Annotated in this window: 27 protein-coding genes, 1 tRNA gene and 1 pseudogene; 12 read left to right on the top strand and 17 right to left on the bottom strand. The window is 68.2% G+C overall.

All coding sequences use genetic code 11. From position 1 onward, the window contains the following. Positions 1-180, top strand: a pseudogene (locus tag AAG801_RS27040) (NADH-quinone oxidoreductase subunit B); the annotation flags it as partial. A gap of 51 nt (positions 181-231) precedes the next feature. Here the strand turns inward: AAG801_RS27040 and AAG801_RS27035 are convergent. The 4 genes from AAG801_RS27035 to AAG801_RS27020 all read right to left on the bottom strand — a co-directional run bounded on the left by AAG801_RS27035 (position 232) and on the right by AAG801_RS27020 (position 1,831). Next, positions 232-441 carry a cold-shock protein gene (locus AAG801_RS27035; protein ID WP_341891159.1) on the bottom strand — a complete coding sequence of 70 codons (210 nt, stop codon included), beginning with the start codon at positions 439-441 and terminating at the stop codon, positions 232-234. Positions 442-548: 107 nt separating this feature from the next. After that, entirely contained in the window at positions 549-812 is a 264-nt protein-coding gene (gene infA / locus AAG801_RS27030) for a translation initiation factor IF-1 (protein WP_341891158.1), read from the bottom strand. 4 nt (positions 813-816) lie between these two features. Next, positions 817-1,023: a hypothetical protein gene (locus AAG801_RS27025; RefSeq protein ID WP_341891157.1), complete on the bottom strand. Its 207-nt coding sequence runs from the start codon at positions 1,021-1,023 to the stop codon at positions 817-819. A 553-nt stretch (positions 1,024-1,576) separates the two neighbouring features. Further along, positions 1,577-1,831: a cold shock domain-containing protein gene (locus AAG801_RS27020; protein ID WP_341891156.1), complete on the bottom strand. Its 255-nt coding sequence runs from the start codon at positions 1,829-1,831 to the stop codon at positions 1,577-1,579. A gap of 195 nt (positions 1,832-2,026) precedes the next feature. Between AAG801_RS27020 and clpS the strand changes: the two genes are divergently transcribed. Together clpS and clpA are read left to right on the top strand one after the other, a co-directional pair. Further along, complete coding sequence (gene clpS, locus AAG801_RS27015; RefSeq protein WP_341891155.1) at positions 2,027-2,383, top strand: ATP-dependent Clp protease adapter ClpS; 357 nt, start codon at positions 2,027-2,029, stop codon at positions 2,381-2,383. Beyond that, entirely contained in the window at positions 2,380-4,686 is a 2,307-nt protein-coding gene (gene clpA / locus AAG801_RS27010; RefSeq protein WP_341891154.1) for an ATP-dependent Clp protease ATP-binding subunit ClpA, read from the top strand. The genes clpS and clpA overlap by 4 nt, the downstream gene beginning before the upstream one ends. A gap of 44 nt (positions 4,687-4,730) precedes the next feature. On the opposite strand, the gene AAG801_RS27005 is transcribed toward clpA, so the two are convergent. The 5 genes from AAG801_RS27005 to AAG801_RS26985 are packed head-to-tail and all read right to left on the bottom strand — an operon-like array spanning position 4,731 to position 7,930. Then, the gene (locus tag AAG801_RS27005; RefSeq protein ID WP_341891153.1) at positions 4,731-5,507 is read right to left on the bottom strand and encodes a M90 family metallopeptidase; all 777 of its coding nucleotides are present in this window, start codon (positions 5,505-5,507) and stop codon (positions 4,731-4,733) included. Continuing rightward, positions 5,504-6,289: a UDP-2,3-diacylglucosamine diphosphatase gene (locus AAG801_RS27000; protein ID WP_341891152.1), complete on the bottom strand. Its 786-nt coding sequence runs from the start codon at positions 6,287-6,289 to the stop codon at positions 5,504-5,506. Before AAG801_RS27000 ends, AAG801_RS27005 begins: the two co-directional genes overlap by 4 nt. Positions 6,290-6,307: 18 nt before the next feature. Further along, complete coding sequence (locus AAG801_RS26995; RefSeq protein ID WP_341891151.1) at positions 6,308-6,808, bottom strand: peptidylprolyl isomerase; 501 nt, start codon at positions 6,806-6,808, stop codon at positions 6,308-6,310. Between the two features lies 1 nt (position 6,809). Next, complete coding sequence (locus AAG801_RS26990; RefSeq protein WP_341891150.1) at positions 6,810-7,379, bottom strand: peptidylprolyl isomerase; 570 nt, start codon at positions 7,377-7,379, stop codon at positions 6,810-6,812. Between the two features lie 35 nt (positions 7,380-7,414). After that, positions 7,415-7,930 carry a tetratricopeptide repeat protein gene (locus AAG801_RS26985; RefSeq protein WP_341891149.1) on the bottom strand — a complete coding sequence of 172 codons (516 nt, stop codon included), beginning with the start codon at positions 7,928-7,930 and terminating at the stop codon, positions 7,415-7,417. Between the two features lie 187 nt (positions 7,931-8,117). Here AAG801_RS26985 and cysS point away from each other — a divergent pair, with 187 nt between their 5' ends. The 6 genes from cysS to AAG801_RS26955 all read left to right on the top strand — a co-directional run bounded on the left by cysS (position 8,118) and on the right by AAG801_RS26955 (position 13,959). Beyond that, positions 8,118-9,500: a cysteine--tRNA ligase gene (cysS, locus tag AAG801_RS26980; RefSeq protein WP_341891148.1), complete on the top strand. Its 1,383-nt coding sequence runs from the start codon at positions 8,118-8,120 to the stop codon at positions 9,498-9,500. A gap of 5 nt (positions 9,501-9,505) precedes the next feature. After that, positions 9,506-10,156 (top strand): DNA-3-methyladenine glycosylase, encoded by a 651-nt coding sequence (locus AAG801_RS26975; protein ID WP_341891147.1) that lies wholly within the window; start codon positions 9,506-9,508, stop codon positions 10,154-10,156. Positions 10,157-10,199: 43 nt separating this feature from the next. Further along, positions 10,200-11,171, top strand: coding sequence for an acetyl-CoA carboxylase carboxyltransferase subunit alpha (locus AAG801_RS26970; protein ID WP_341891146.1), 972 nt, complete (start codon positions 10,200-10,202; stop codon positions 11,169-11,171). 19 nt (positions 11,172-11,190) lie between these two features. Then, a complete protein-coding gene (tilS, locus tag AAG801_RS26965; protein ID WP_341891145.1) occupies positions 11,191-12,492 on the top strand; it encodes a tRNA lysidine(34) synthetase TilS in 1,302 nt (433 codons plus the stop codon). A gap of 62 nt (positions 12,493-12,554) precedes the next feature. Then, positions 12,555-13,823, top strand: a complete 1,269-nt coding sequence (locus AAG801_RS26960) for an aspartate kinase (RefSeq protein ID WP_341891144.1) — start codon at positions 12,555-12,557, stop codon at positions 13,821-13,823. Between the two features lie 43 nt (positions 13,824-13,866). Then, positions 13,867-13,959, top strand: a tRNA-Ser gene (locus AAG801_RS26955). Between the two features lie 54 nt (positions 13,960-14,013). Here AAG801_RS26955 and AAG801_RS26950 read toward each other — a convergent pair. The 8 genes from AAG801_RS26950 to mltG all read right to left on the bottom strand — a co-directional run bounded on the left by AAG801_RS26950 (position 14,014) and on the right by mltG (position 19,680). After that, positions 14,014-14,679 (bottom strand): hypothetical protein, encoded by a 666-nt coding sequence (locus AAG801_RS26950; RefSeq protein WP_341891143.1) that lies wholly within the window; start codon positions 14,677-14,679, stop codon positions 14,014-14,016. A 31-nt stretch (positions 14,680-14,710) separates the two neighbouring features. Then, the gene (locus AAG801_RS26945; RefSeq protein WP_341891142.1) at positions 14,711-14,929 is read right to left on the bottom strand and encodes a hypothetical protein; all 219 of its coding nucleotides are present in this window, start codon (positions 14,927-14,929) and stop codon (positions 14,711-14,713) included. A 136-nt stretch (positions 14,930-15,065) separates the two neighbouring features. Continuing rightward, positions 15,066-15,701 carry an ankyrin repeat domain-containing protein gene (locus AAG801_RS26940; RefSeq protein ID WP_341891141.1) on the bottom strand — a complete coding sequence of 212 codons (636 nt, stop codon included), beginning with the start codon at positions 15,699-15,701 and terminating at the stop codon, positions 15,066-15,068. A gap of 72 nt (positions 15,702-15,773) precedes the next feature. After that, entirely contained in the window at positions 15,774-16,547 is a 774-nt protein-coding gene (locus AAG801_RS26935; protein WP_341891140.1) for a TatD family hydrolase, read from the bottom strand. 64 nt (positions 16,548-16,611) lie between these two features. Continuing rightward, the gene (locus tag AAG801_RS26930) at positions 16,612-16,983 is read right to left on the bottom strand and encodes a PilZ domain-containing protein (RefSeq protein ID WP_341891139.1); all 372 of its coding nucleotides are present in this window, start codon (positions 16,981-16,983) and stop codon (positions 16,612-16,614) included. A 20-nt stretch (positions 16,984-17,003) separates the two neighbouring features. After that, entirely contained in the window at positions 17,004-18,065 is a 1,062-nt protein-coding gene (gene holB / locus AAG801_RS26925; RefSeq protein WP_341891138.1) for a DNA polymerase III subunit delta', read from the bottom strand. Next, positions 18,059-18,670, bottom strand: coding sequence for a dTMP kinase (gene tmk / locus AAG801_RS26920; protein ID WP_341891137.1), 612 nt, complete (start codon positions 18,668-18,670; stop codon positions 18,059-18,061). Before tmk ends, holB begins: the two co-directional genes overlap by 7 nt. A gap of 17 nt (positions 18,671-18,687) precedes the next feature. Beyond that, positions 18,688-19,680, bottom strand: coding sequence for an endolytic transglycosylase MltG (gene mltG, locus AAG801_RS26915; protein WP_341891136.1), 993 nt, complete (start codon positions 19,678-19,680; stop codon positions 18,688-18,690). A 78-nt stretch (positions 19,681-19,758) separates the two neighbouring features. On the opposite strand from mltG, the gene AAG801_RS26910 reads away from it, so the two are divergent. The 3 genes from AAG801_RS26910 to AAG801_RS26900 all read left to right on the top strand — a co-directional run. Then, entirely contained in the window at positions 19,759-20,682 is a 924-nt protein-coding gene (locus tag AAG801_RS26910) for a folate-binding protein (protein ID WP_341891135.1), read from the top strand. Positions 20,683-20,750: 68 nt separating this feature from the next. Beyond that, entirely contained in the window at positions 20,751-21,056 is a 306-nt protein-coding gene (locus AAG801_RS26905; protein WP_341891134.1) for a DUF4936 family protein, read from the top strand. Then, the coding region (locus AAG801_RS26900; RefSeq protein WP_341891133.1) for an NRDE family protein at positions 21,044-21,937 on the top strand (894 nt) is incomplete at its 3' end. The genes AAG801_RS26905 and AAG801_RS26900, both read left to right, overlap by 13 nt.

Here is a 21,937-nt window from a genome sequence, read left to right as displayed (position 1 = left end):
GGTGACTGCGGCTGCGACGGTGGCATCTTCGGCGAGAGCTACGCGAGCTGTGGCGCCGTGGCCAAGGTCATCCCGGTGGACGTAGCCGTCACCGGCTGCCCGCCTGTGCCGCTGGACATCCTGCGCGGCATTCTCGCGGCGGTAAAGCTGCGGCCCAAAAGCGCACGGGCCGCGCTGTGAGCGCGGCCCGTGGCGTCAACCCGGCCCGAGGGCAGGGTCGCAGGCGTGTTCTCAGAGCGGGCGAATGCGCGACGCCTGCGGGCCCTTCTGGCCCTGCGTCACTTCGAACTCGACGCGCTGGTTCTCGGCCAGGGTCTTGAAGCCGTTGCCCTGGATTTCCTTGAAGTGCGCGAACAGGTCCTTGCCGCCGTTGTCGGGAGCAATGAAGCCGAAGCCCTTGCCTTCGTTGAACCATTTCACGGTGCCGGTTTCGATCGTCATGTCGTTCTTCCTTGATGGAGTGGAGAGGAGCTTGCGCCAGAGGAACTGGAGCGGGAAAGCAGCATCCGGGTTCGGGCGCTGGAGGGGGAACAGGGAGCTGCGCTGCCTCAGCGGCGGCGCGGCTGGCTCGAGGTCGTCGGCGGGCCGCGGCGCTCGAGGTGGCGGAAGGTGATGCGACCCTTGGTGAGGTCGTAAGGCGAGAGTTCCAGCGAGACGTTGTCGCCGGCGAGGATGCGGATGTGGTGCTTGCGCATCTTGCCGCCGGTGTAGGCGATCAGCGAGTGGCCGTTGTCCAGCGTGACCCTGAATCGCGAATCCGGCAGGACTTCGTGGACGACGCCCTGCATCTCGATGAGTTCTTCCTTGGCCATGTGTTCAGTCTTGGTTCGTGGAAAAGTGGGGGGCGGGCGCCGGCGCGGCGCCGAGCCAGGCGAGGCCCTGCGCCAGCGCATAGCGCGCGGCTTGATCGGAGGAGTCGAATGCGCGGGCAAAGCGCAGGACGCGGTCGTGCGTCGCGTTGCCGCGTCCGGAGCGGATCGACACCGAAGCCGCATGGCGGCCGCGATCGTCGAGACGGGTCAAGGGAGAAACGAGGTATTTCCCGACCTGGAGGGGAGTGTGAATAGCTGTCCTTCGGTGGCGCGACTCTTCAGTGGGTCGCGCCGGTTCTGACTGGGGAGCGCGGCGGGCGCGCTGGCGGCGGATGAGCTCTGTCCGGCGGCTGGCTGGCAGGGGCACTCGCTGCGAGTCAGGGGCGACCAGACCGTCGCGACCGCCTTGGCAATCAGAACATCTGGTGAGGGATGGAGATCAACTCTCGATCTCAGCGCAGTCCGCGAAGTACTCCAGGAAGAGCACAGCATCGACCGCGCGATCGCCGACAGTGTACCACTGCGGCAGAGCGTGCCGTAGAGCGTGGCGAGGCATCGGCCATGCCAACCCCCGTCGAAGCCACAGGGGCTGCGATGCCCAGCTTCGACGCCGGCGGCCGTGCCTCAGTCACGCGAAGCCGGAATCGCGGTTGCGATCCATCAGTGGCGACCACGCGGCGCGCCCCGGGCGAGGTGCCGCGTCAAGTCAATGACAAAGGGCCCGCGCGGCGGGCCCTTGGCGGGGAGACGGCGGCCCTTGCGGATCAGACGTCCGACGTTGTCACACCCTCGACCTTGCTCGAACGCGAAGCCGCGTCGACCGTCTGGATGTTCTGCGCCAGTTGGCCCTTCGGGCCTTGGACCAGTTCGTAGCTGACCTTGCTGCCTTGCTTGAGCGTACGGAACCCGTCCATCTGGATGGCCGAGAAATGGGCAAACACGTCGTCGCCACCACCCTCTGGCTCGATGAAACCGAAACCCTTGGCGTCGTTGAACCATTTCACGGTGCCGATCGGCATGGCGGTCTCCTTCTCCTGAGTCGGAAGATTCTGGAGGGCGTGCACGGGCGTGTCAAGGAAGCAACGGCAGGTGCGCCGGCCGGCGCGACGAACAGGCCGGTGCGGACCTTGCTTTTCGCACACTTGTGATTCGGTGCCTCACCGCAATATCCAACGAGGTGAATGGGTTGCCGCCCGACTCGATAGAATGTTTTCATGCCCGATGAAACACCGCCGACTCCGCCCGTGCCGCCCGGCAAGGGCGTGCCCGATGACGGGCAGGGGGCGGTTGTCGCCGAACGCAAGGCGCAGCGCACACAGCCGCCGCGCATGTACCAGGTGGTGATGCTCAATGACGACTACACGCCGATGGAGTTTGTCGTCATGGTGTTGCAGGAATTCTTCAAACGCGACCTCGAAACCGCGACCCAGATCATGTTGAAGATTCACCATGAGGGTCGGGGTGTCTGCGGCGTCTATTCCAAGGACGTGGCCGCGACCAAGGTAGAACTGGTGCTGGCTGCCGCGCGTCGCGGTGGTCACCCGTTGCAGTGCATTATGGAGGCCGCATGATTGCCCAGGAACTCGAAGTCAGCCTGCACATGGCGTTCGTCGAGGCGCGCCAGCAGCGCCATGAGTTCATCACGGTGGAACACCTGCTGATGGCCTTGCTCGACAATCCCTCGGCCGCGGAGGTGCTGCGCGCCTGTTCTGCCAACGTGGACGACCTGCGCAAGAGCCTGGCCGGCTTCATCAAGGAAAACACGCCCACGGTGGGCGGCACGGACGAGGTCGACACGCAGCCGACGCTGGGCTTCCAGCGCGTCATCCAGCGCGCGATCATGCACGTGCAGTCCACCGGCAGCGGCAAGAAGGAAGTCACCGGCGCCAACGTGCTGGTGGCCATCTTTGGCGAGAAGGACTCGCACGCCGTCTACTACCTGCACCAGCAGGGGGTCACGCGCCTGGACGTGGTGAACTTCATCGCCCACGGCATCAAGAAGAGCGATCCGCCGGAGCCTGCCAAGCCGGCCGAGGGCAGCAGCGGCGGCAACGAGGGCGAGAAGGACGAGGGCGAGGGCAAGGGCTCGCCGATCGACCAGTTCACCCAGAACCTCAATCAGCTCGCTCGCGACGGCAAGATCGACCCGCTGATCGGCCGTGACCACGAGGTCGAGCGAGTCATCCAGATCCTGTGCCGCCGACGCAAGAACAACCCGCTGCTGGTCGGCGAGGCCGGCGTGGGCAAGACCGCAATCGCGGAGGGCCTGGCCTGGCGCATCACGCAGAACGACGTGCCCGAGGTGCTCGCCAACTCGATCGTCTACGCGCTGGATATGGGCGCGCTGCTGGCCGGCACCAAGTACCGTGGTGACTTCGAGCAGCGCCTGAAGGGCGTGCTCAAGCACCTGAAGGACCAGCCCAACGCGATCCTCTTCATCGACGAGATCCACACGCTGATCGGCGCCGGCGCGGCCTCGGGCGGCACGCTGGACGCGAGCAACCTGCTCAAGCCGGCGCTGAGCTCGGGCTCGATGAAGTGCATCGGCGCGACCACCTTCACCGAGTACCGCGGCATCTTCGAGAAGGATGCGGCGCTGTCGCGGCGCTTCCAGAAGATCGACGTGGTCGAGCCTTCCGTCGAGCAGACGGTGGAGATCCTCAAGGGCCTGAAGTCGCGCTTCGAGGAGCACCACAGCGTCAAGTACGCGCTCGGCGCGCTACAGGCCGCCGCCGAGTTGTCGGCCAAGTTCATCAACGACCGCCACTTGCCCGACAAGGCCATCGACGTGATCGACGAGGCCGGTGCCGCACAGCGCATTCTGCCCAAGAGCAAGCAGAAGAAGACCATCACGCGCGCCGAGGTCGAGGACATCGTCGCGAAGATCGCGCGCATTCCGCCGACCAGCGTGTCCAACGACGACCGCAGCAAGCTCAAGAGCCTGGACCGCGACCTCAACAGCGTCGTCTTCGGCCAGGAGCCGGCGATCGAGGCGCTGGCCGCGGCCATCAAGATGGCCCGGTCGGGCCTGGGCCGCCCGGACAAGCCGATCGGCTCGTTCCTGTTCAGCGGGCCCACCGGTGTCGGCAAGACCGAGGTGGCGCGCCAGCTGGCCTACATCCTGGGCATCGAGCTGATCCGCTTCGACATGTCGGAGTACATGGAGCGCCACGCTGTCAGCCGGCTGATCGGCGCGCCTCCGGGCTATGTCGGCTTCGACCAGGGCGGGCTGCTGACCGAGGCGATCAGCAAGAAGCCGCACGCGGTGCTGCTGCTCGACGAGATCGAGAAGGCACACCCGGACGTATTCAACGTGCTGCTTCAGGTCATGGACCACGGCACGCTGACCGACAACAACGGGCGCAAGGCCGACTTCCGCAACGTCATCATCATCATGACGACGAACGCCGGCGCCGAGACGATGAACAAGGCGACCATCGGCTTCACCAACTCGCGCGAGCAGGGCGACGAGATGGGAGACATCAAGCGCCTGTTCACGCCGGAGTTCCGCAACCGGCTCGACGCGATCGTCAGCTTCCGTGCGCTGGACGAGGAGATCATCCTGCGGGTGGTCGACAAGTTCCTGCTGCAGCTCGAGAGCCAGCTGCAGGAGAAGAAGGTCGACGTCACCTTCACCGACGCGCTGCGCAAGCACCTGGCGAAGAAGGGCTTCGATCCGCTGATGGGCGCGCGGCCGATGCAGCGCCTCATCCAGGACACGATCCGCCGCGCACTGGCCGACGAACTGCTGTTCGGCCGGCTGGTCGACGGTGGCCGCCTGACGGTGGGCATCGACGACGACGGCAAGCCGGTGCTCGACATCGCCCCACCGAAGAAGAGCGACAAGCCCAAGGCGGAGCCGGCGACGGCCTGATCGGGATCGAGGGACGACAGCGAAGGGGCCTGCGGGCCCCTTCGTCATTCGTGGCGCGCGGCCGGATGCTGCTGGTAGTAGCCGGCGAGCAGTTCGTACAGCGCCGGATGCTCCGCTCGCAGCGCCGGCGCGTCGACGAAGAACACCTCGGAGGCGACCGCGAAGAACTCATCGATCGCCTCGGCGCCGTAGGGATCGATCAGCGTCTCTTCGCCGGCATCGACACGCGCGCAGAAGTCCTGCCACTGCGGCTCGAGCACGCCAAGCCAGCGTTCGCGGGCCGCGCGATCGGGCAGCAGCGGCACACCATCGGCCGCGCCGTCACGCATGTCGAGCACATGGGCGAACTCGTGCACGACGACGTTGTAGCCCCAGGCCGCGCTGTCGCCGGCGTCGGCCACGTCGCGCCAGGAGAGCATCACCGGGCCGCCTTCCATCGCCTCGCCGGAGAGCTCCTCGTCGTAGTGGTGGACCACGCCGTCGTCGTCCATCACCTCGCGGCGCGCGACGACGATGTCAGGGTGGACGACGATGCCCTTGAATCCGTCATAGTGTCCCAGTCCCAGCCGCAGGATGGGCAGGCAGGCCTGCGCGGCGATCGCCACGGCCATGCCGTCGTCGATCTCCAGGCCCTGCATGCCGGCGAACTCCTTGTCGGCGAGGAACAGCGTGCTCAGTTCGCGCAGCCGTTGCCGCTCATCGGCCGAGCGGCTGGCAATGAAGGGATAGCGGGCCAGCGTGAGCTGCCACAGCGGATCGGGAATCGCGCGACGCTCGAGCGTGCGCGCCGAGCGCCATTGCCGCCACCAGGCGCCGATCATCGGGCCAGCGGAATGCGCGAGAGCCCGCCGCGCTTCAGGCGCAGCACCTCGGCGCGCGGTGTGCCGGGCGTGTCGCAGTCCCAGTCGCTCAGCACCTCGCGGACGAAGCCCGGCGCCAGATCCTCCCGCGCCGGCCGATGTGTGTGGCCGTGGACCAGCGTCGGTGTGCCGGCCTCGTGCATCCAGCGCACTGCGGTGGCCTTGTCGATGTCCACCCAGTCTGCCGGCGCCATGCCACGCTTGCGCTGTTCGCTTTGCGCGCGCATGGCCCGGGCGATCTGCGCGCGTTCGGCCAGCGGCCTGGCGAGGAACTCCCTTTGCCAGGCCGACGAACGCACCTGTGCCCTGAAGCGCTGGTACTCGTGGTCATCGAGGCACAGCGCATCGCCATGCACCAGCATCAGCCGCTCGCCGAAGGCGACCAGCACCGTCGGGTCGGGCAATGCGAGCACGCCGCAGTCGCGCAGCGTCTCGGCGCCGACGAGGAAGTCGCGGTTGCCGCACATGAAGGCCACGCTGCGGCGCGACGCCGCCTCGGCGAGCACCTCGGCGCAGCGCGCCTCGAAGCCGGCGTGGCGAGCGTCGTCGCCGATCCAGACCTCGAACAGGTCGCCGAGGATGATGACCGCCGAGGCCGGCGTGTCGCGCATGTACGCGGCCCAGGCCTCGAAGGTGCGAGGTGTCTCGTCGGCGAGGTGCAGGTCGCTGATGAAGTCGATCGCCGTCCAGTCCGCCGGCGCAAGCAGTTCCCAGAAGGTGGGCAGCGGGGGCGGATGCGTCATCGCCGGGCGGGCCGGACTTCAGTCCAGCACGGTGGCGCGCTGGATCAGCACGTCCTCGACCGGCACGTCGCCATGCCCGCCGCTGCGGCCGGTCTTGACGCGCTCGATCGCGTCGACCACCTCGGTGCCCGCGCTCACCTTGCCGAACACGGCATAGCCCCAGCCATCCTGCGACTGCGCGCGGTTCAGGAAGCCGTTGTCTGTGGCGTTGATGAAGAACTGCGCTGTCGCCGAGTGCGGCGCCGAGGTGCGCGCCATGGCGACCGTGTAGCGGTCGTTGGTCAGGCCGTTGGCCGACTCGTTCTGGATCGGCGCGCCCGTCGACTTCTGCTTCATGCCGGGCTCGAAGCCACCGCCCTGGATCATGAAGCCGGGGATGACGCGGTGGAACACCGTGCCGTCGTAGTGGCCCTTCTTCACGTAGTCGATGAAGTTGGCGACGGTCGCCGGCGCCTTCGCGTCGTCGAGCTCGATGGTGATCTCGCCCTTGCTGGTCTGCAGTTGAACCTTGGTGCTCATGTCACTTCTCCACGCTGACTTTCTTGATGACGATGGGTTCGAGCGGCACGTTCTGGTGCATGCCCTTGTTGCCGGTGGGCACGGCGCGGATCTTGTCGACCACGTCCATGCCGGCGACTACCTTTCCGAACACGGCGTAGCCGTTGCCGTCGCGCGACTGCGCCTTGTTGAGGAAGCCGTTGTCGGTCACGTTGATGAAGAACTGCGCGGTGGCGGAGTTCGGGTCCATCGTGCGCGCCATCGCGACGCTGCCGCGCACGTTGTCCAGGCCATTGCCGCTTTCCAGCGGGATCGGCGCGCGTGTCGGCTTCTCCTTCATGTCGGCCGTCATGCCGCCGCCCTGGATCATGAAGTTGGGGATGACACGATGGAACACCGTGCCTTCGTAGTGGCCGCTCTTCGCGTACTCGACGAAGTTGGCTGCCGACTTCGGGGCTTTCGCGGCGTCGAGCTCGATGACGATGTCGCCTGCGCTGGTCGCGAAGCGGACCTTCTGCGCGTGCGCGGCCAGATGCGTGCCCAGCGCCAGCGCAGTGGCGATCAGTGCATGCCCGATATGGCGGGTTTTCATCTCTCGGAGTCTCCTCGGGTTGGAACGTCGTGGGGTCAGGGTGTCGTGCGCGCCGGCGGGCGCAGCAACTGCTTGACCATGGCGAGCTTGGCCGGCAGCGTCGCGCTGGCCGGATCGAGCTGAAGTGCCCGCGCGTAGGCGCGCAAGGCGAGCATCACCTGCACATCGCCGAGGTTCTCGTGCGCCGTGGCCATGGAGGGATTGGCGCGCAGGGCCTGGTCGAGCGCGGCCTTGGCGCCGTCGTAATCGCCCGCCGCTGCCTTCAGCGCCGCCAGGTTGTTGTAGGGCTCGGGCAGTTCGGGGTAGTCGACGACCAGTTGCCCGAACACCGCGCTCGCCTCGGACGACCGCTGCGTCTCGGCAAGCATCACGCCGACGAGGAAGCGCATGCCGGCGTCCTTCGGGTGCGTTGCCACGTGCTTCTCGGCACGCTGGAGCGCCTCGCCGGTCTGGCCGATCGCATGCAGGCGTTGCACCTCCGCGAGTTCGTCCGCCCGCGCAACGCCGGCGGCGAGCAGGAGGCAGATCAGCCAGGGGCGGAGGAAGCTCATTCGGTGGGGAGGACGCGGCGCGGGCGGAGAGTGCGAACTGCGGTGGACCCCGACTTCGTCGCCCGGGCGGGCCCGCTATACTGAATCGATTCTAGTTCAGGCCCTTCGACCGGACGCGTCGCGGGGTCGTCGCGGCAGCCACACGAGGCGCTGACGCAAGCCCCCTGAATCCCCCGCCGACCGGCCCATGACGCTGCGCATCCACAACACGCTCTCGCGCGACATCGAGACCTTCACGCCGATCGATCCGAAGCATGTGCGCATGTACGTGTGCGGCATGACGATCTACGACCTGTGCCATGTCGGCCATGCGCGCTTCCTGCTCGTCTTCGACATGGTCTACCGCTGGCTGCGCACGCTGGGCTACGACGTGACCTACGTGCGCAACATCACCGACATCGACGACAAGATCATCAAGCGTGCGGTGGAGCGCGGCATCCCGATCCGCCAGCTCACCGCCGAGATGACCGCGGCGATGCACGAGGACATCGGCCGCCTCGGCGTGCTGCCGCCGACGCACGAGCCGCGCGCCACCGAGTACGTGCCGCAGATGCTGGAGATGATCGCCACGCTGGAACGCAAGGGCCTGGCCTACCGTTCGAGCAACGGCGACGTGAACTTCTCGGTGCGCAAGTTCCCCGGCTACGGCAAGCTGTCCGGCAAGTCGATCGACCAGTTGCGCGCCGGCGAGCGCGTGGCCGTGCTCGACGGCAAGGAGGATCCGCTGGACTTCGTGCTTTGGAAGTCGGCCAAGGACAGCGAGCCCCACGACGCCAAGTGGGCCAGCGAGTTCGGCAGCGGCCGCCCCGGCTGGCACATCGAGTGCTCGGCGATGGGCTGCACGCTGCTCGGCCAGCACTTCGACATCCATGGCGGCGGGCTGGACCTGATCTTTCCGCACCACGAGAACGAGATCGCGCAGAGCGAGGGCGCCAACGGCATCCGCTTTGTGAATACGTGGATGCACAACGGCTTCCTCAACGTCGACAACGTGAAGATGTCGAAGTCGCTGGGAAACTTCTTCACCATCCGCGACGTGCTCAAGCACTACGACGGCGAGACGCTGCGCTTCTTCATGCTGCGCACCCACTACCGCAGCCCGTTCAACTTCAGCGACGCCAATCTCGACGACGCCAGGAGCGCGCTGCGCCGTCTCTACACGGCGCTCGACGGCATTGCCGTGCCGGCGGGCGAACTCGACTGGAGCCAGCCGCAGGCGGCCGCGTTCAAGGCCGCGATGAACGACGACTTCAACACGCCGGAGGCCTTTGCCGTGCTGTTCGAGCTGGCCGGTGAGCTGAACCGCACACGCTCGGCGCAGACGGCAGCGCTGCTCAAGGGGCTGGCCGCGACGGTCGGCATCCTGCAGCAGGTGCCGCGCCAGTTTCTGCAGGGCGGCGCGGGTCACGACAGCAGTGACGCTGCCTGGATCGAGGAGCGCATCGCCGCTCGCGCGGCCGCCAAGGCCTCGCGCGACTTCGCGCATGCCGATGTGATCCGCAAGGAACTCGCCGAGCGTGGCATCGTCCTGAAGGACTCGCCGCAGGGCACCACCTGGGTGAAGGGCTGAGCAGCATGTCGCCTGCCAAGGCGGGGACCACCCCCGACTACTGGGACGACGCGTGCCGTCATCTGTCGCGCCGCGACCGGGTGATGCGCAAGCTGATCCCGCAGTTCGGCGAAGGCCGGCTGCAGAGCCGCGGCGACGCCTTCACGACACTGGCGCGCTCGATCGTCGGCCAGCAGATCTCGGTGAAAGCCGCGCAGTCGGTGTGGGAGCGCTTCGCCGCGCTGATGCCCGAGCCAAGCACGCGGCTCAAGCCGGCGGCCGTGCTCGAACTCGACATCGCCGATGCACGCGGCGCCGGCCTGTCGGCGCGCAAGGTCGAGTACCTGCTCGACCTGGCGCAGCATTTCGAGGCGGGTACCGTCCATGTGCGCCAGTGGCAGCAGATGGACGACGAGGCGATCATCGAAGAGCTGGTCGCCATCCGCGGCATCGGCCGATGGACGGCTGAGATGTTCCTGATCTTCCACCTGATGCGCCCGAACGTGCTGCCGCTGGACGACCTCGGCCTGCTCAAGGGCATCAGCCTGAACTACTTCAGCGGCGAGCCGGTCTCGCGGGCGGAAGCGCGCGAAGTCGGCGACGCCTGGGCGCCGTTCCGCTCGGTGGCCACGTGGTACATCTGGCGGAGCCTGGACCCGCTGCCGGTAGACTACTGACCCGTCGCAGGGAACAGCCGCACGACGCGGAGGAAACCCATCCATGAGCAAACGCCATTTCCTGGAGTTCGAGCAGCCGGTCTCGGAACTCGAGTCCAAGATCGAGGAACTGCGCTACGTGCAGAGCGAGTCTGCGGTCGACATCTCGGAAGAGATCGACCGCCTGAGCAAGAAGAGCCTCCAGCTCACCAAGGACATCTACGCCAGCCTCACGCCCTGGCAGGTGACGCAGATCGCGCGGCATCCGCAGCGGCCCTACACGCTGGACTACGTCAACGAGATCTTCACCGACTTCCAGGAACTGCACGGCGACCGCCACTACGCCGACGACCTGTCGATCGTCGGCGGCCTGGCGCGCTTCAACGGCCAGCCCTGCATGGTGCTCGGCCACCAGAAAGGCCGCGACACCAAGGAGCGCGCGCAGCGCAACTTCGGCATGTCGCGCCCCGAGGGCTACCGCAAGGCGCTGCGCCTGATGAAGCTGGCCGAGAAGTTCGGCCTGCCGGTGTTCACCTTCGTCGATACGCCGGGGGCCTACCCGGGCATCGGCGCCGAGGAGCGCGGACAGTCGGAAGCGATCGGCCGCAACATCTTCGAGATGGCGCAGCTCGAGGTGCCGATCGTCTGCACCATCATCGGCGAAGGCGGCTCGGGCGGCGCGCTGGCGATCAGCGTCGGCGACCAGACGCTGATGCTGCAGTACTCGATCTACTCGGTGATCTCGCCCGAAGGTTGCGCCTCGATCCTGTGGAAGACGGCCGAACGTGCCTCGGATGCGGCCGAGGCGCTGGGCGTCACGGCGCACCGGCTGAAGGCGCTGCAACTGGTCGACAAGATCGTCAACGAACCGGTCGGCGGCGCGCACCGCGACCACAAGCAGATGGCCTCCTTCCTCAAGCGCGCGCTCAACGACGCGCTGCGCCAGGTCAGTGACCTGAAGCCGAAGGAACTGCTGCAGCGCCGCTACGAGCGGCTGCAGGCCTACGGCCGCTTCACCGACAGCAAGGAGCGCTGAGCGCTCCGTCGCAGGTGCGGTGAAGCCACCCCGGCGCATCGCCGTCGCCTGGAGCGGCGGGCGCGACTCCACCGCGCTGCTGCATGCGACGCTGGTGGCAGCGCTGCCGCTCGGCGTCGAGGTGATTGCGCTGCACGTCCATCACGGGCTGAGCGCGCACGCCGATGCCTGGGCGGACTTCTGCGAGCGGCAGACGGCGCGCTGGTCGCGACGCTGGCCGATCCGGCTGTGCGTGGCCCGGCTCGAGGGCCGCCCCGAGCGCGGCGAGAGTGTCGAGGGCTGGGCGCGCAAGGAGCGCTACCGCGCGCTGCGCCGCCTGGCGATGGAGGAGGGCGCGGACACCGTGCTGCTGGCCCACCACCGGCTCGACCAGGCCGAGACCGTGCTGATCCAGGCGCTGCGCGGCGGCGGCGTGGCCGGCCTGGCCGGCATGCCGCGCCAGGCCGAGCGCGACGGCATCCGCTGGCTGCGGCCCTGGCTGGAGCACGATCCGAACGCGATTGCCGCCTACGTGCGAGCGCATCGCCTGAAGCACATCGAAGACGACAGCAACGCCGACCCGCGCTTCGCCCGCAACCGCTTGCGCCTGCAGGTGTGGCCCGCGATCGTGCAGGCCTTCCCGCAGGCAGCAACGACGCTCGCCGACACGGCGGCCTGGGCGCAGCAGGCCTGCGCCTGTCTCGACGAGTTCGCCGCAGAGGATCTCTCCCGGATGACCGACCGGCACGAACTGCTGATCGCGCCCTGGGCCGCAGCCAGCGAAGCCCGCCGCGCGAACGCGCTGCGCCACTGGTTGCGCGCTCGCACGGGAGTGCCCGCGCCGTCCAGTCTGGTCGTGCGCCTGATGGCGGAACTGGGTCGGTCCGGGCAGGGCACCTGGGAGGGTGAGGGCGGGCGGCTTCGTGCCTACCGTGGCCGGCTGCGCTGGATTGCGCGGGCGCCGGGGGCACCGATGCCGCCGCTACGCGAAGCGATCTTCGCCGTTCGCCGTGCCGGCCGGCACGTGCTGCCCGGCTGGGGAGGCGCCTTGCTCGTGGAGCGTGTGCGCGAGGGCGGCGTGCCGCTGGCCTGGCTGGCCGCGCTCGAACTGCGCGAACGCAGCGGCGGCGAGCAGTTCCAGGCCGGTTTCGGCCGCCCGCCGCGCAGCCTGAAGAAGCAGTTCCAGGCGCAGGCCGTGCCGGCCTGGGAACGTGACGGCCCGCTGGTCTACAGCGGCGGCCACTTGGTCTTCGTGCCCGGCCTCGGCCTCGATGCGCGCGTGATCGGACTTCCCGGCCAGCCGCTGGTCCAGCTGTCATGGGAGCGCAAGTCGGCCGGATAGAATGCCGGGTTCACGAGCGCGGCGTGACCCCCTTCGAGCAATCACCGCGGCACTGTCCTTCCATGGCACTCATCGTTCACAAGTACGGCGGCACGTCGATGGGCTCGACCGAGCGCATCCGCAACGTCGCCAAGCGCGTCGCCAAATGGGCGCGGGCAGGGCACCAGATGGTGGTCGTGCCCTCGGCCATGAGCGGCGAGACCAATCGCCTGCTCGGCCTGGCCAAAGAGCTGTCGCCCGCCGCAACCACGCCCGAGCTTCAGCGCGAGCTCGACATGATCGCCGCCACCGGCGAGCAGGTCTCGGTCGGTCTGCTGGCCATCGCACTGCAGGCCGAGGGTATGCCGGCGGTCAGCTACACCGGCTGGCAGGTGCCGATCGCCACCGACAGTTCGTACACCAAGGCGCGCATCCAGAGCATCGAGGACCAGCGGGTGCGTGCCGACCTGGCCGCCGGCAAGGTGGTGATCATCACCGGCTTCCAGGGTGTCGACGACGCCAACAACATCACCACGCTGGGCCGCGGTGGATCGGACACCTCGGCGGTGGCCGTCGCCGCAGCGCTAAAGGCAGACGAGTGCCTGATCTACACCGACGTCGACGGTGTCTACACCACCGACCCGCGCATCGTTCCGGAAGCGCGCCGCCTGCACACCATCAGCTTCGAGGAGATGCTCGAGATGGCCAGCCTCGGCTCCAAGGTGCTGCAGATCCGCTCGGTGGAGTTCGCCGGCAAGTACCGCGTGCCGATGCGCGTGCTGTCCAGCTTCACGCCCTGGGACATCGACATCGCCGAAGAGGCCCGTTCGGGCACGCTGATTACCTTTGAGGAAGACGAGAAGATGGAACAAGCCGTCGTGTCCGGCATCGCGTTCAACCGCGACGAAGCCAAGATCAGCCTGCTGGGCGTGCCCGACAAGCCCGGCATCGCCTACCAGATCCTCGGGCCGGTGGCCGACGCCAACATCGACATCGACGTGATCATCCAGAACGTCTCGCACGACGGCAAGACGGACTTCTCGTTCACCGTGCACCGCAACGACTACCAGCGAACGCTGGACCTGCTGAAGAACACGGTGGTGCCGAAGACCGGCGCGGCCGAAGTCAGCGGCGACACCAAGATCTGCAAGGTCAGCATCGTCGGCATCGGCATGCGCTCGCACGTCGGTGTGGCCAGCAAGATGTTCCGCTCGCTCAGCGAGGAGGGCATCAACATCCAGATGATCACCACCAGCGAGATCAAGACCAGCGTGGTGATCGACGAGAAGTACATGGAACTCGCCGTGCGCGCGCTGCACAAGGCATTCGATCTCGATCAGGCCCCGGCCTGAGAGGGAATCGGCCGCGTTCGCGGCTAGAATGCGATCCTTCGCCGGAGTCGTGACCGAGTGGCCGAAGGTGCTCCCCTGCTAAGGGAGTATGCGGGCAAAACCTGCATCGAGGGTTCGAATCCCTCCGACTCCGCCAGACGCAAGAAGAACAGGCCCCGCGGGGCCTGTTCTCATTGGTGCTCGCGGCGGATCAGAACTTGTAGCCGATGCCGAACTTCACGGCCGGGAAGAGCTTCAGCTTGTCGACGCTCTCCTGCAGATTGCGCTGCTCGGCGTCGATGTTCGCCTGGCCCGCTGCGGCGAGCAGTCCGGCCGAGGGCGTGATCTTCGCGTCGGCCTTGCCGACCAGAACGCCCGCATCGACGTAGAAGCTCAGGCCTTGGCCGGTCTGGGCGTGACCCCAGCCGATGCCGAGGTACGGTGTCGTCGAAGGAAACTTGGCTTCGGCGTCCACGCTTTCCCCGGCGGCTGGATAGGTCACGCCGTTGATCGTGATCGTGCCATTGCTGGCCACGGCGTTGCCGGAGGCCTTGCGGGTGCCGAACTGCGCGCCCGCGGTGAGGCGGAAGCGGTCACCCAGAAAGTAGTCGCCGTAGACGGCCAGCGTCGAGAACTTGAGCTTGGTGTCGTAGCTGGCGCCGTTGCGCTCGAAGTCCCGGCTCAGATCCAGGAACTCGCCACTCAGGCGCAGGCCGGTGTTGGGGCCGACACGTTCACCGACGCCGATCTCGAGGCCGGTGGTGCCGATGCCCCCGAACAGTTCGACAGCGTCCGCCGGGCGGGGCGCCAGCGCCAGAATCGCAAGGAGGCTGAGGCCTGACACCCGCTGCAGAAATTCACCGACGTAAGTTGACATAATATACATCGTCGCGCATTTAAGCAGGGCTTCAACCGAAGCGGCGGTTCTCCAGCTCTGGTGCGACCACGAGATCGGCATCGTCCGGCGCCGCATCGGCGCTGCCGTTGGCGGGCTGTACCCGGTCCAGCGGTCTGCAGATGCGGCTCGAGAGCCGGTTCAGCCGTTCTGAGCGCTCCATCTCCTCGACGACCGCCGCGGGATTGAGCAGCAGAGCGAACGGATTGGCGACGGGTTGTGCTGACTGCATCGAGAACCTCCGGCAAGTGCACTGGGATGAAACGCACTCTAGGCGCGCGTCCTCGCCGCGGAAGTCGTCGTGCCGCCATGTGGCGTGTAGGAAGAAACCTGACACGCCACTCGTGGCGTGAACTGCGCACGGAATCTCAGCGCGGCAGCTTCTCGAGGCGCTCGACCAGCCAGTCGCGGCCGGCCTGCTCGGCGAAGTCGATGGCCTGCAGGCCGCGCTGATTGCGGCGCCGCGTGTCGGCGCCGCGCGCCAGCAGGAATTCGACCGTGCTCTCGGGCCCCGTCTGGGCGGCCAGCATCAGTGCCGTCGTTCCGTTAGGCGCCTCGGCATCGATCTCGGCGCCGCGGTCGAGCAGCAGGCGAACGATCCGGGTCTCGGGCCCGCTCGCTGCATAGTGGATCGGCGCCCAACCCGACTTCCTGACCAGGGCCCCACGCTCGAGCAGTTGCTGGCAGGCGTCCAGATCACCGGCGATGGCGGCGAGCATCAGGGCGGACTCACCCGCAGCGTTCTGGGCGTTCACGTCGACGTCCGAGCGAGCCAGCAGCGCGGCGAAGGCGCGGGGCGACTCGCGCCGGATGGCCACCGCCAGCGCCGGTTGCCCCTTGGGGTCGCGACTGTTCGGATCCATGCCGCGGGCGAGCAAGGAACGTACGGTGCTGACATCGTCGCGGATGATCGCGACGAAGAAGTCATCGTACGACCCGGCTCCGACGGTTGAAGAAGCAATCAGGAGAGCAAGATAGACAGCATTCTTAAAGTGATTTCTCATAATTGCCAGAACTGCAACAAGCAAAAACTCTTTTCCCGACCAACGCTTGGGAGCGCCTGTTGATGTAACGCTTCAGGTTCTGAAAAGTGCCTCGAAGTTGGCGCTGGTCACCGCGGCGATCGCCTCGATCGACGTCCCGCGCAACTCCGCCAGCTTGGCGGCCACATGCGGCACGAGGGCCGGCGTGTTGGTCTTGCCGCGGAAAGGCACCGGAGCGAGATAAGGGCTGTCCGTCTCGATCAGGCAGCGGTCGGACGGGACATAGCGCGCCACTTCCTGCAGTTCCACCGCGTTCTTGAAGGTGACGATGCCCGAGAACGAGATGTAGAAGCCGAGGTCGAGCGCGGAGCGAGCCACCTGCATCGTCTCGGTGAAGCAATGGAACACCCCGCCGGCCGCGTCGGCGCCCTCCTCGCGCAGGATGGCCAGCGTGTCGTCGGACGCGCTGCGCGTGTGGATCACCAGAGGTTTGCGAGCAGCCTTGGCGGCGCGGATGTGCGCCCGGAAGCGGTCGCGCTGCCACGCCATATCCTCCACGCTGCGCTCGCCGAGGCGGTAGTAGTCGAGCCCGGTCTCGCCGATCGCCACCACGCGGGGCCGCCCTGCCAGGGCAATCAGTTCGTCGACGCTCGGCTCGCGCACGCCCTCGCTATCCGGATGCACGCCGGCACTGCACCAGAAGTTGTCGTAGCGCATCGCCAGCGCGTGCACCTCGTCGAACTCCTCCAGCGTCGTGCAGATGCACAGCGCGCGGTCCACGGAGGCGGCGGCCATGGCGGTGCGGATCTCGTCGATGCGCGCTGCGAGTTCGGGAAAGCTCAGATGACAGTGGGAATCGACGAACATCGCGCAGGTGTGCTGGCATGGAAGGCGCGGCCGGCGCCATGCCAGCCGCGACGAGGCGGGCGCCTCAGATGGTCTGGGTCGGCTTGGCCGAGGAGATCGAGGTGCCGAGAATCTCTTCGATCTTCAGCTTCAGCAGGCGGGTCTTCTCGTCGGTCGGGAAGCGCACGCCGACGCCCTGCGTCCGTCCGCCCGAGGCGTTGGCCGGCGTGATCCAGCCGACCTTGCCCGCCACCGGATAGCGCTGCGGGTCGTCGGGCAGCGACAGCAGCAGGTAGATGTCCTCGCCGAGCCGGTACTCGCGTGTCGTCGGGACGAACAGACCGCCGTCGGAGAACACTGGCATGTAGGCGGCATACAGCGCGCCCTTCTCGCGGAACACCAGTTGAATGACGCTGGGCCGCGCCGCCGCGGCGGTGGCGGGGGGTCCGGGCAGCATGCTTCTACCGCTGGCGTCGCTCATGCGTTCGAGTGTACCGAAACGCCACGCCGGGCGGACTGTTCGCCGCGCGGCGTGGCCAGCGCCTGACGGGCGCGCGAGAACAAGGCCTCGGTCGCCAGGCCGGCGTTCAGGGGGTGGTCGGCCTGTCGCGCCATGCGCTGCAGATCGCGCGACCAGGCCAGCAAGGCATTCACGTCGGTCTGAGCCGGCACGCTGTCCGGCGGGAAGTAGCGCGGCGCGGCGCCTACGGCAGCGCACAGGGCGTCGTGGCAGAGCTTCTGCAGCGCATCGACCACGCGCGCCACGGTCCAGCCGGTCAGCGACGCGGCTTCGCCGCGCTGGGCGAGCTTGGGCAACTGTGCCCAGATCCGCGCATCGATGCCGTCGCGCACCCGCTCGAGCGCATCGAGCGGCTGGCCGCCGGCTCCGGCGAGCACCACCTCGGGCGAGGCCACGCCCTGCCCGGACAGCCAGGACAGTGCCTGGGCTGCGTCCGGCACCCCCAGTGCGACTGCCTGGCAGCGGCTGCGGATGGTGGGCAGCAGCGCCTCGGGTGCGGCGCAACTGAGGATGAATCGTGCCGAGCCGGCCGGCTCTTCCAGCGTCTTCAGCAGCGCGTTGGCGGCGATGCCGTTCATGCGCTCGGCCGGATGCAGCACGACCACCTTGCCGGCTTCACGCGCGGGCGTGGTCTGCGCGAAGGCGACCGCGCCGCGCACCGCCTCGACCTTGATCTCCTTGCTCGGTTGCCGGCTCTTGCTGCCCGGCTCGGCCGGTTCGGAGTCGGCGTCGGAAGCGGCCCAGCCCAGTGGCGCCTGCAGTGCCTCGGGCAGCAGCACGAGCAGGTCGGGATGCGACCGCGCCTGCACCAGACGGCACGAGCTGCAGTGCCCGCACGGGCGGCGGCCGGGCGCCGTCGCGTCGCACAGCCAGGCCTGAGCCAGTGTCAGGGACAGCTGCCACTGGCCAACGCCTGCCGGGCCGTGGATCAGCAGCGCATGGCTGCGTTGCGACTGCAGCGCCTGCGCCAGCCATGCGTCCAGCCAGGGCAAGGGCAACGTACCGTCGGGGCCTACCATCCGCGCCGCTCCAGCTCGGCAGCGATCTGCGCCCACACGGCGCCGCGCTCGAGCGACGAATCGATGCGCACGAATCGCTGCGGCGCCTGTGCACAGCGCTGCGCATAGCCGGCACGCACGCGCTCGAAGAAGGCCAGGTCTTCGCTCTCGAAGCGGTCGGCCGCACGCGCCTGGGCCCGGCGCTGCGCGGCCGTCTCGGCGGGCAGGTCCAGCCAGAGCGTCAGGTCGGGCTGCAGCGCACCGTGAACCCATTGCTCGAGCTGGGACAGCACGGCGGCATCGAATCCGCGCCCCGCCCCCTGGTAGGCGAAGGTGGCGTCGGTGAAGCGGTCGCACAGCACCGTGGCACCGCGCTCAAGCGCCGGAGCGACGAGCGTCTGCACGTGGTCTCGGCGTGCCGCGAAGACCAGCAGCGCCTCGGTCAGCGCATCCATGCGTTGATGCAGCACCAGTTCGCGCAGCCGCTCCGCCAGATCGGTACCACCCGGCTCGCGCGTATTGACCACTTCGCAGCCGCCTTGCCGCAGCCGCTGCGCCAGGGCCTCGATGTGCGTGGACTTGCCGGCGCCGTCGATGCCCTCGAAGGTGATGAATCGGCCGCTCACGGGCTGGGGTTGGGGCTCTAGCGGCCGCGCTGGTACTTGTTGACCGCACGATTATGCTCGGCGAGCGTGTCGCTGAACTCGCTGGTGCCGTCGCCGCGGGCGACGAAGTACAGCGCCTTCGACGCCTCCGGCCGTACCGCCGCGCGCAGCGATGCGGCACCCGGCATCGCGATCGGCGTCGGCGGCAGGCCGGGCCGGGTGTAGGTGTTGTACGGCGTGTCGGTCTGCAGGTCGCGCTTGCGCAGGTTGCCGTCGAAGGCCTCGCCGAGGCCGTAGATGACGGTCGGGTCGGTCTGCAGCGGCATTCCGATGCGCAGGCGGTTGACGAACACCGAGGCGATGCGCCCGCGCTCGGCGGCGGCGCCGGTTTCCTTCTCGACGATCGAGGCGAGGATGAGCGCTTCGTCGGCGCTGCGCAGCGGCAGGTCCGGCGTGCGCGCTGCCCAGGCTTCGTCGACGCGCTGGCGCATCGCGCGGTGGGCCCGCTTGAGCACGGCGATGTCCGCGCTGCCCTTGCTGTAGGCGTAGGTGTCCGGATAGAAGCGCCCTTCGGGCAGTTGGCCGGTGCTGCCGATCGCTTCCATGATCTGCGCATCGCTCATCGTCGCCGTGGTCGGCTTGAGCGAATCGGCCCTGGCCAGCTCGGCGCGGAACTGGCGGAAGGTCCAGCCTTCGATCAGGCGCACGGTGGCCAGTGTCTCGTCGCCGCGCACCATCTTCTCGAGCAGCGTGATCGGCGTGGTGCCGGGGCCGATCTCGTAGCTGCCGGCACGAATGCGCTTGGCCTGCCCCGACCAGCGGAACCACTGGTACAGCGCCCACGGCGGCGCCTTCACGCCCGCCTGGACCCAGCCGGTCGCGATGTCGCGCGGCCGTTCGCCTTGTTCGATGGACAGCTCGACGCTGTCGCTGGCCAGCGGCAAGGGCTGGTGCAACCACCAGGCGAGCGCACCGGCCGCCGCTGCGCCCGCCAGCCGGCCGAGCAGGATGAACCGGACCAGCCACATCATCGCGGCCGCTGCCCGATGCGGCCGATGCCGCGAGACCCCTGCACGATGCAACTCATGGCGGCTGATGATAATCGGCACATGCAGACCGACCTCGCAACGAATGGTGTCGCCACGCTGACGCACTGGGGCGTGATCCGCGCCCGCGGTGCCGACGCCGCGCGCTTCCTCCACGGCCAGCTCACCAACGACATGCTCGCGCTCGACCGCGAGCGTGCGTTGCTGGCGGGATTCTGTTCGGCCAAGGGCCGGCTGCAGGCGAGCTTTCTCGTCTGGCAGGGCGAGGCCGACGAGATCCTGCTCGCCTGCTCGGCCGACGTGCTCGCGCCCACGCTAAAGCGCTTGTCGATGTTCGTGCTGCGCGCGCAGTGCAAGCTCAGCGATGCGAGTGCCGAGTTGCCCCTGCACGGCCTCGCCGGTGCGGCGGCGTCGACCTTGCTCGGCGATGCTGCCGTCTGGCAGCGCCGCGACACGGCGGCAGGCACGCTGATCCGCCTTCCCGACTCGCAGGGCATGAAGCGGGCGCTGCTCGCGGGTGGCGTGCCGGTGGATGCGCCGCTGCTGTCGCTCGACACCTGGCGCTGGCTCGAACTGGGCAGCGGCGTGCCGACGATCGAGGCCGCCACGGTCGAACAGTTCGTGCCGCAGATGATCAACCTCGAACTGGTCGGCGGCGTGGACTTCAAGAAGGGCTGCTATCCGGGCCAGGAAGTCGTCGCTCGCAGCCAGTATCGGGGCACGCTGAAGCGCCGCATGTTCCTGTTCGACGTGGTCGCGGTGGCCAGCGCCGGGCAGGAGATCTTCCACAGTGCCGACCCGGGGCAGCCGGCGGGGCTGGTGGCGAATGCCGCGCCCTCGCCCGAGGAGGGCAGCCGGCTGCTTGCCGAGGTGAAGCTGGCGGCCCTGGACAGCGGCACCCTGCACCTGGGCAGCGCCGAGGGTCCGCCGCTGACGCGGCGCGAACTGCCCTACACGGTGCCGTTCGAGGGCTCGGCCGCGGCCTGATCGGGCGCGCGGCAGACGGCACGGCAAAACTTCACGGGCGGCCAGCCCACCCGACCGCCGGAGCGCCGATGCGAGAGCTGTTCATCTACTATCGATCGCCAGTGCACCATGCCGAAGCAGTGATGGCGACAGTGCATGCGTTCCAGGCGCAACTGAGCCTCGAACACCCCGGCCTGCTGGCGCGACTGCTGCGCCGCCCGGAGGTGAAGGGCGGCCAGATCACCTGGATGGAAACCTACTCGATCGCCACGATGACGCCTGGCCCTGCCCTCGACGACACGCTGCAGCAGCAGATCGAATCCCGCGCCGCGAGCCTGCACGGGCTCATCGACGGCGACCGACACACCGAGGTGTTCGCCCCATGTGCCTGCTGACGCTGGCGCTCGACGAGAGCCGCCGCTTTCCGCTCGTGGTGGCGGCCAACCGCGACGAGTTCTTCGCTCGCCCGGCGGCTCGCCTGGCCTGGTGGGCACCGGAGCCCGGGGCAACGCAGATTCTCGGCGGCCGCGATCTCGACGCCGGCGGCACCTGGCTGGGCCTGACCGCCGAAGGGCGACTGGGACTGCTGACCAATGTGCGTGACCCGTCGCGCAACGACCCGACGGCACCTTCGCGCGGCCGCATCGTGCCGGAGTGGCTGGCGGCACGCGAACGTGTCGACCAGTTCTGGATGCGCACCGCGCTGGCCGGCTACAACGGCTTCAACCTGATTGCCGCGGACTTCGCCCTCGGCGAGTGCTACTGGGCGAGCAACAACGGTGCGCATCCGCAGCGGCTGGAACGTGGCGTTTACGGATTGTCCAACGCCGGGCTCGACACGCCGTGGCCCAAGGTGCTGTCGCTGAAGGCACGCACCCGTGAGGCCATCACCGAGTCCGCCTCGATCGACGAACTCGCGGCCCGCCTGTTCGAGGCGCTGGCCGACCGCTCGCTGCCGCAGGACGCTGCCCTGCCCGACACCGGCATCGGCCTCGACAAGGAGCGCATGCTCGCGCCGGCCTTCATCCGTTCATCGGATCAGGCCTACGGCACGCGCTGCTCGACGCTGATCGTCACCGAGCGCGTCAACCGCCACAACGTGACCCACGTGCTCGAGCGCAGCTTCTCGCCCAACGGCGGCATGGCGCTGTTGCGCCGGGCCACGCTGAACCACTGGCCGCCGCGCTACAGCGCAGGCGACGCGGTGCCGGCGATGCAGGGCGGCGCGGTGTCCGAGTCGGAGGTCGACGGCGGCGTCGCGGCCGCGCCGGCGCGG

It is taken from the genome of Variovorax sp. YR752, assembly GCF_943372545.1.
Note: the sequence above shows the minus strand (reverse complement) of the source record. Positions and strands in the feature narration are given on the sequence as shown.

Coding starts and splice junctions, on each gene's coding strand:
- AAG801_RS27035 (WP_341891159.1), bottom strand. CDS start 441: ATGACGATCGAAACCGGCACCGTGAAATGGTTCAACGAAGGCAAGGGC.
- infA (WP_341891158.1), bottom strand. CDS start 812: ATGGCCAAGGAAGAACTCATCGAGATGCAGGGCGTCGTCCACGAAGTC.
- AAG801_RS27020 (WP_341891156.1), bottom strand. CDS start 1,831: ATGCCGATCGGCACCGTGAAATGGTTCAACGACGCCAAGGGTTTCGGT.
- clpS (WP_341891155.1), top strand. CDS start 2,027: ATGCCCGATGAAACACCGCCGACTCCGCCCGTGCCGCCCGGCAAGGGC.
- clpA (WP_341891154.1), top strand. CDS start 2,380: ATGATTGCCCAGGAACTCGAAGTCAGCCTGCACATGGCGTTCGTCGAG.
- AAG801_RS27005 (WP_341891153.1), bottom strand. CDS start 5,507: ATGATCGGCGCCTGGTGGCGGCAATGGCGCTCGGCGCGCACGCTCGAG.
- AAG801_RS27000 (WP_341891152.1), bottom strand. CDS start 6,289: ATGACGCATCCGCCCCCGCTGCCCACCTTCTGGGAACTGCTTGCGCCG.
- AAG801_RS26995 (WP_341891151.1), bottom strand. CDS start 6,808: ATGAGCACCAAGGTTCAACTGCAGACCAGCAAGGGCGAGATCACCATC.
- AAG801_RS26990 (WP_341891150.1), bottom strand. CDS start 7,379: ATGAAAACCCGCCATATCGGGCATGCACTGATCGCCACTGCGCTGGCG.
- AAG801_RS26985 (WP_341891149.1), bottom strand. CDS start 7,930: ATGAGCTTCCTCCGCCCCTGGCTGATCTGCCTCCTGCTCGCCGCCGGC.
- cysS (WP_341891148.1), top strand. CDS start 8,118: ATGACGCTGCGCATCCACAACACGCTCTCGCGCGACATCGAGACCTTC.
- AAG801_RS26975 (WP_341891147.1), top strand. CDS start 9,506: ATGTCGCCTGCCAAGGCGGGGACCACCCCCGACTACTGGGACGACGCG.
- AAG801_RS26970 (WP_341891146.1), top strand. CDS start 10,200: ATGAGCAAACGCCATTTCCTGGAGTTCGAGCAGCCGGTCTCGGAACTC.
- AAG801_RS26960 (WP_341891144.1), top strand. CDS start 12,555: ATGGCACTCATCGTTCACAAGTACGGCGGCACGTCGATGGGCTCGACC.
- AAG801_RS26950 (WP_341891143.1), bottom strand. CDS start 14,679: ATGTCAACTTACGTCGGTGAATTTCTGCAGCGGGTGTCAGGCCTCAGC.
- AAG801_RS26945 (WP_341891142.1), bottom strand. CDS start 14,929: ATGCAGTCAGCACAACCCGTCGCCAATCCGTTCGCTCTGCTGCTCAAT.
- AAG801_RS26940 (WP_341891141.1), bottom strand. CDS start 15,701: ATGAGAAATCACTTTAAGAATGCTGTCTATCTTGCTCTCCTGATTGCT.
- AAG801_RS26935 (WP_341891140.1), bottom strand. CDS start 16,547: ATGTTCGTCGATTCCCACTGTCATCTGAGCTTTCCCGAACTCGCAGCG.
- AAG801_RS26930 (WP_341891139.1), bottom strand. CDS start 16,983: ATGCTGCCCGGACCCCCCGCCACCGCCGCGGCGGCGCGGCCCAGCGTC.
- holB (WP_341891138.1), bottom strand. CDS start 18,065: ATGGTAGGCCCCGACGGTACGTTGCCCTTGCCCTGGCTGGACGCATGG.
- mltG (WP_341891136.1), bottom strand. CDS start 19,680: ATGATGTGGCTGGTCCGGTTCATCCTGCTCGGCCGGCTGGCGGGCGCA.
- AAG801_RS26910 (WP_341891135.1), top strand. CDS start 19,759: ATGCAGACCGACCTCGCAACGAATGGTGTCGCCACGCTGACGCACTGG.
- AAG801_RS26905 (WP_341891134.1), top strand. CDS start 20,751: ATGCGAGAGCTGTTCATCTACTATCGATCGCCAGTGCACCATGCCGAA.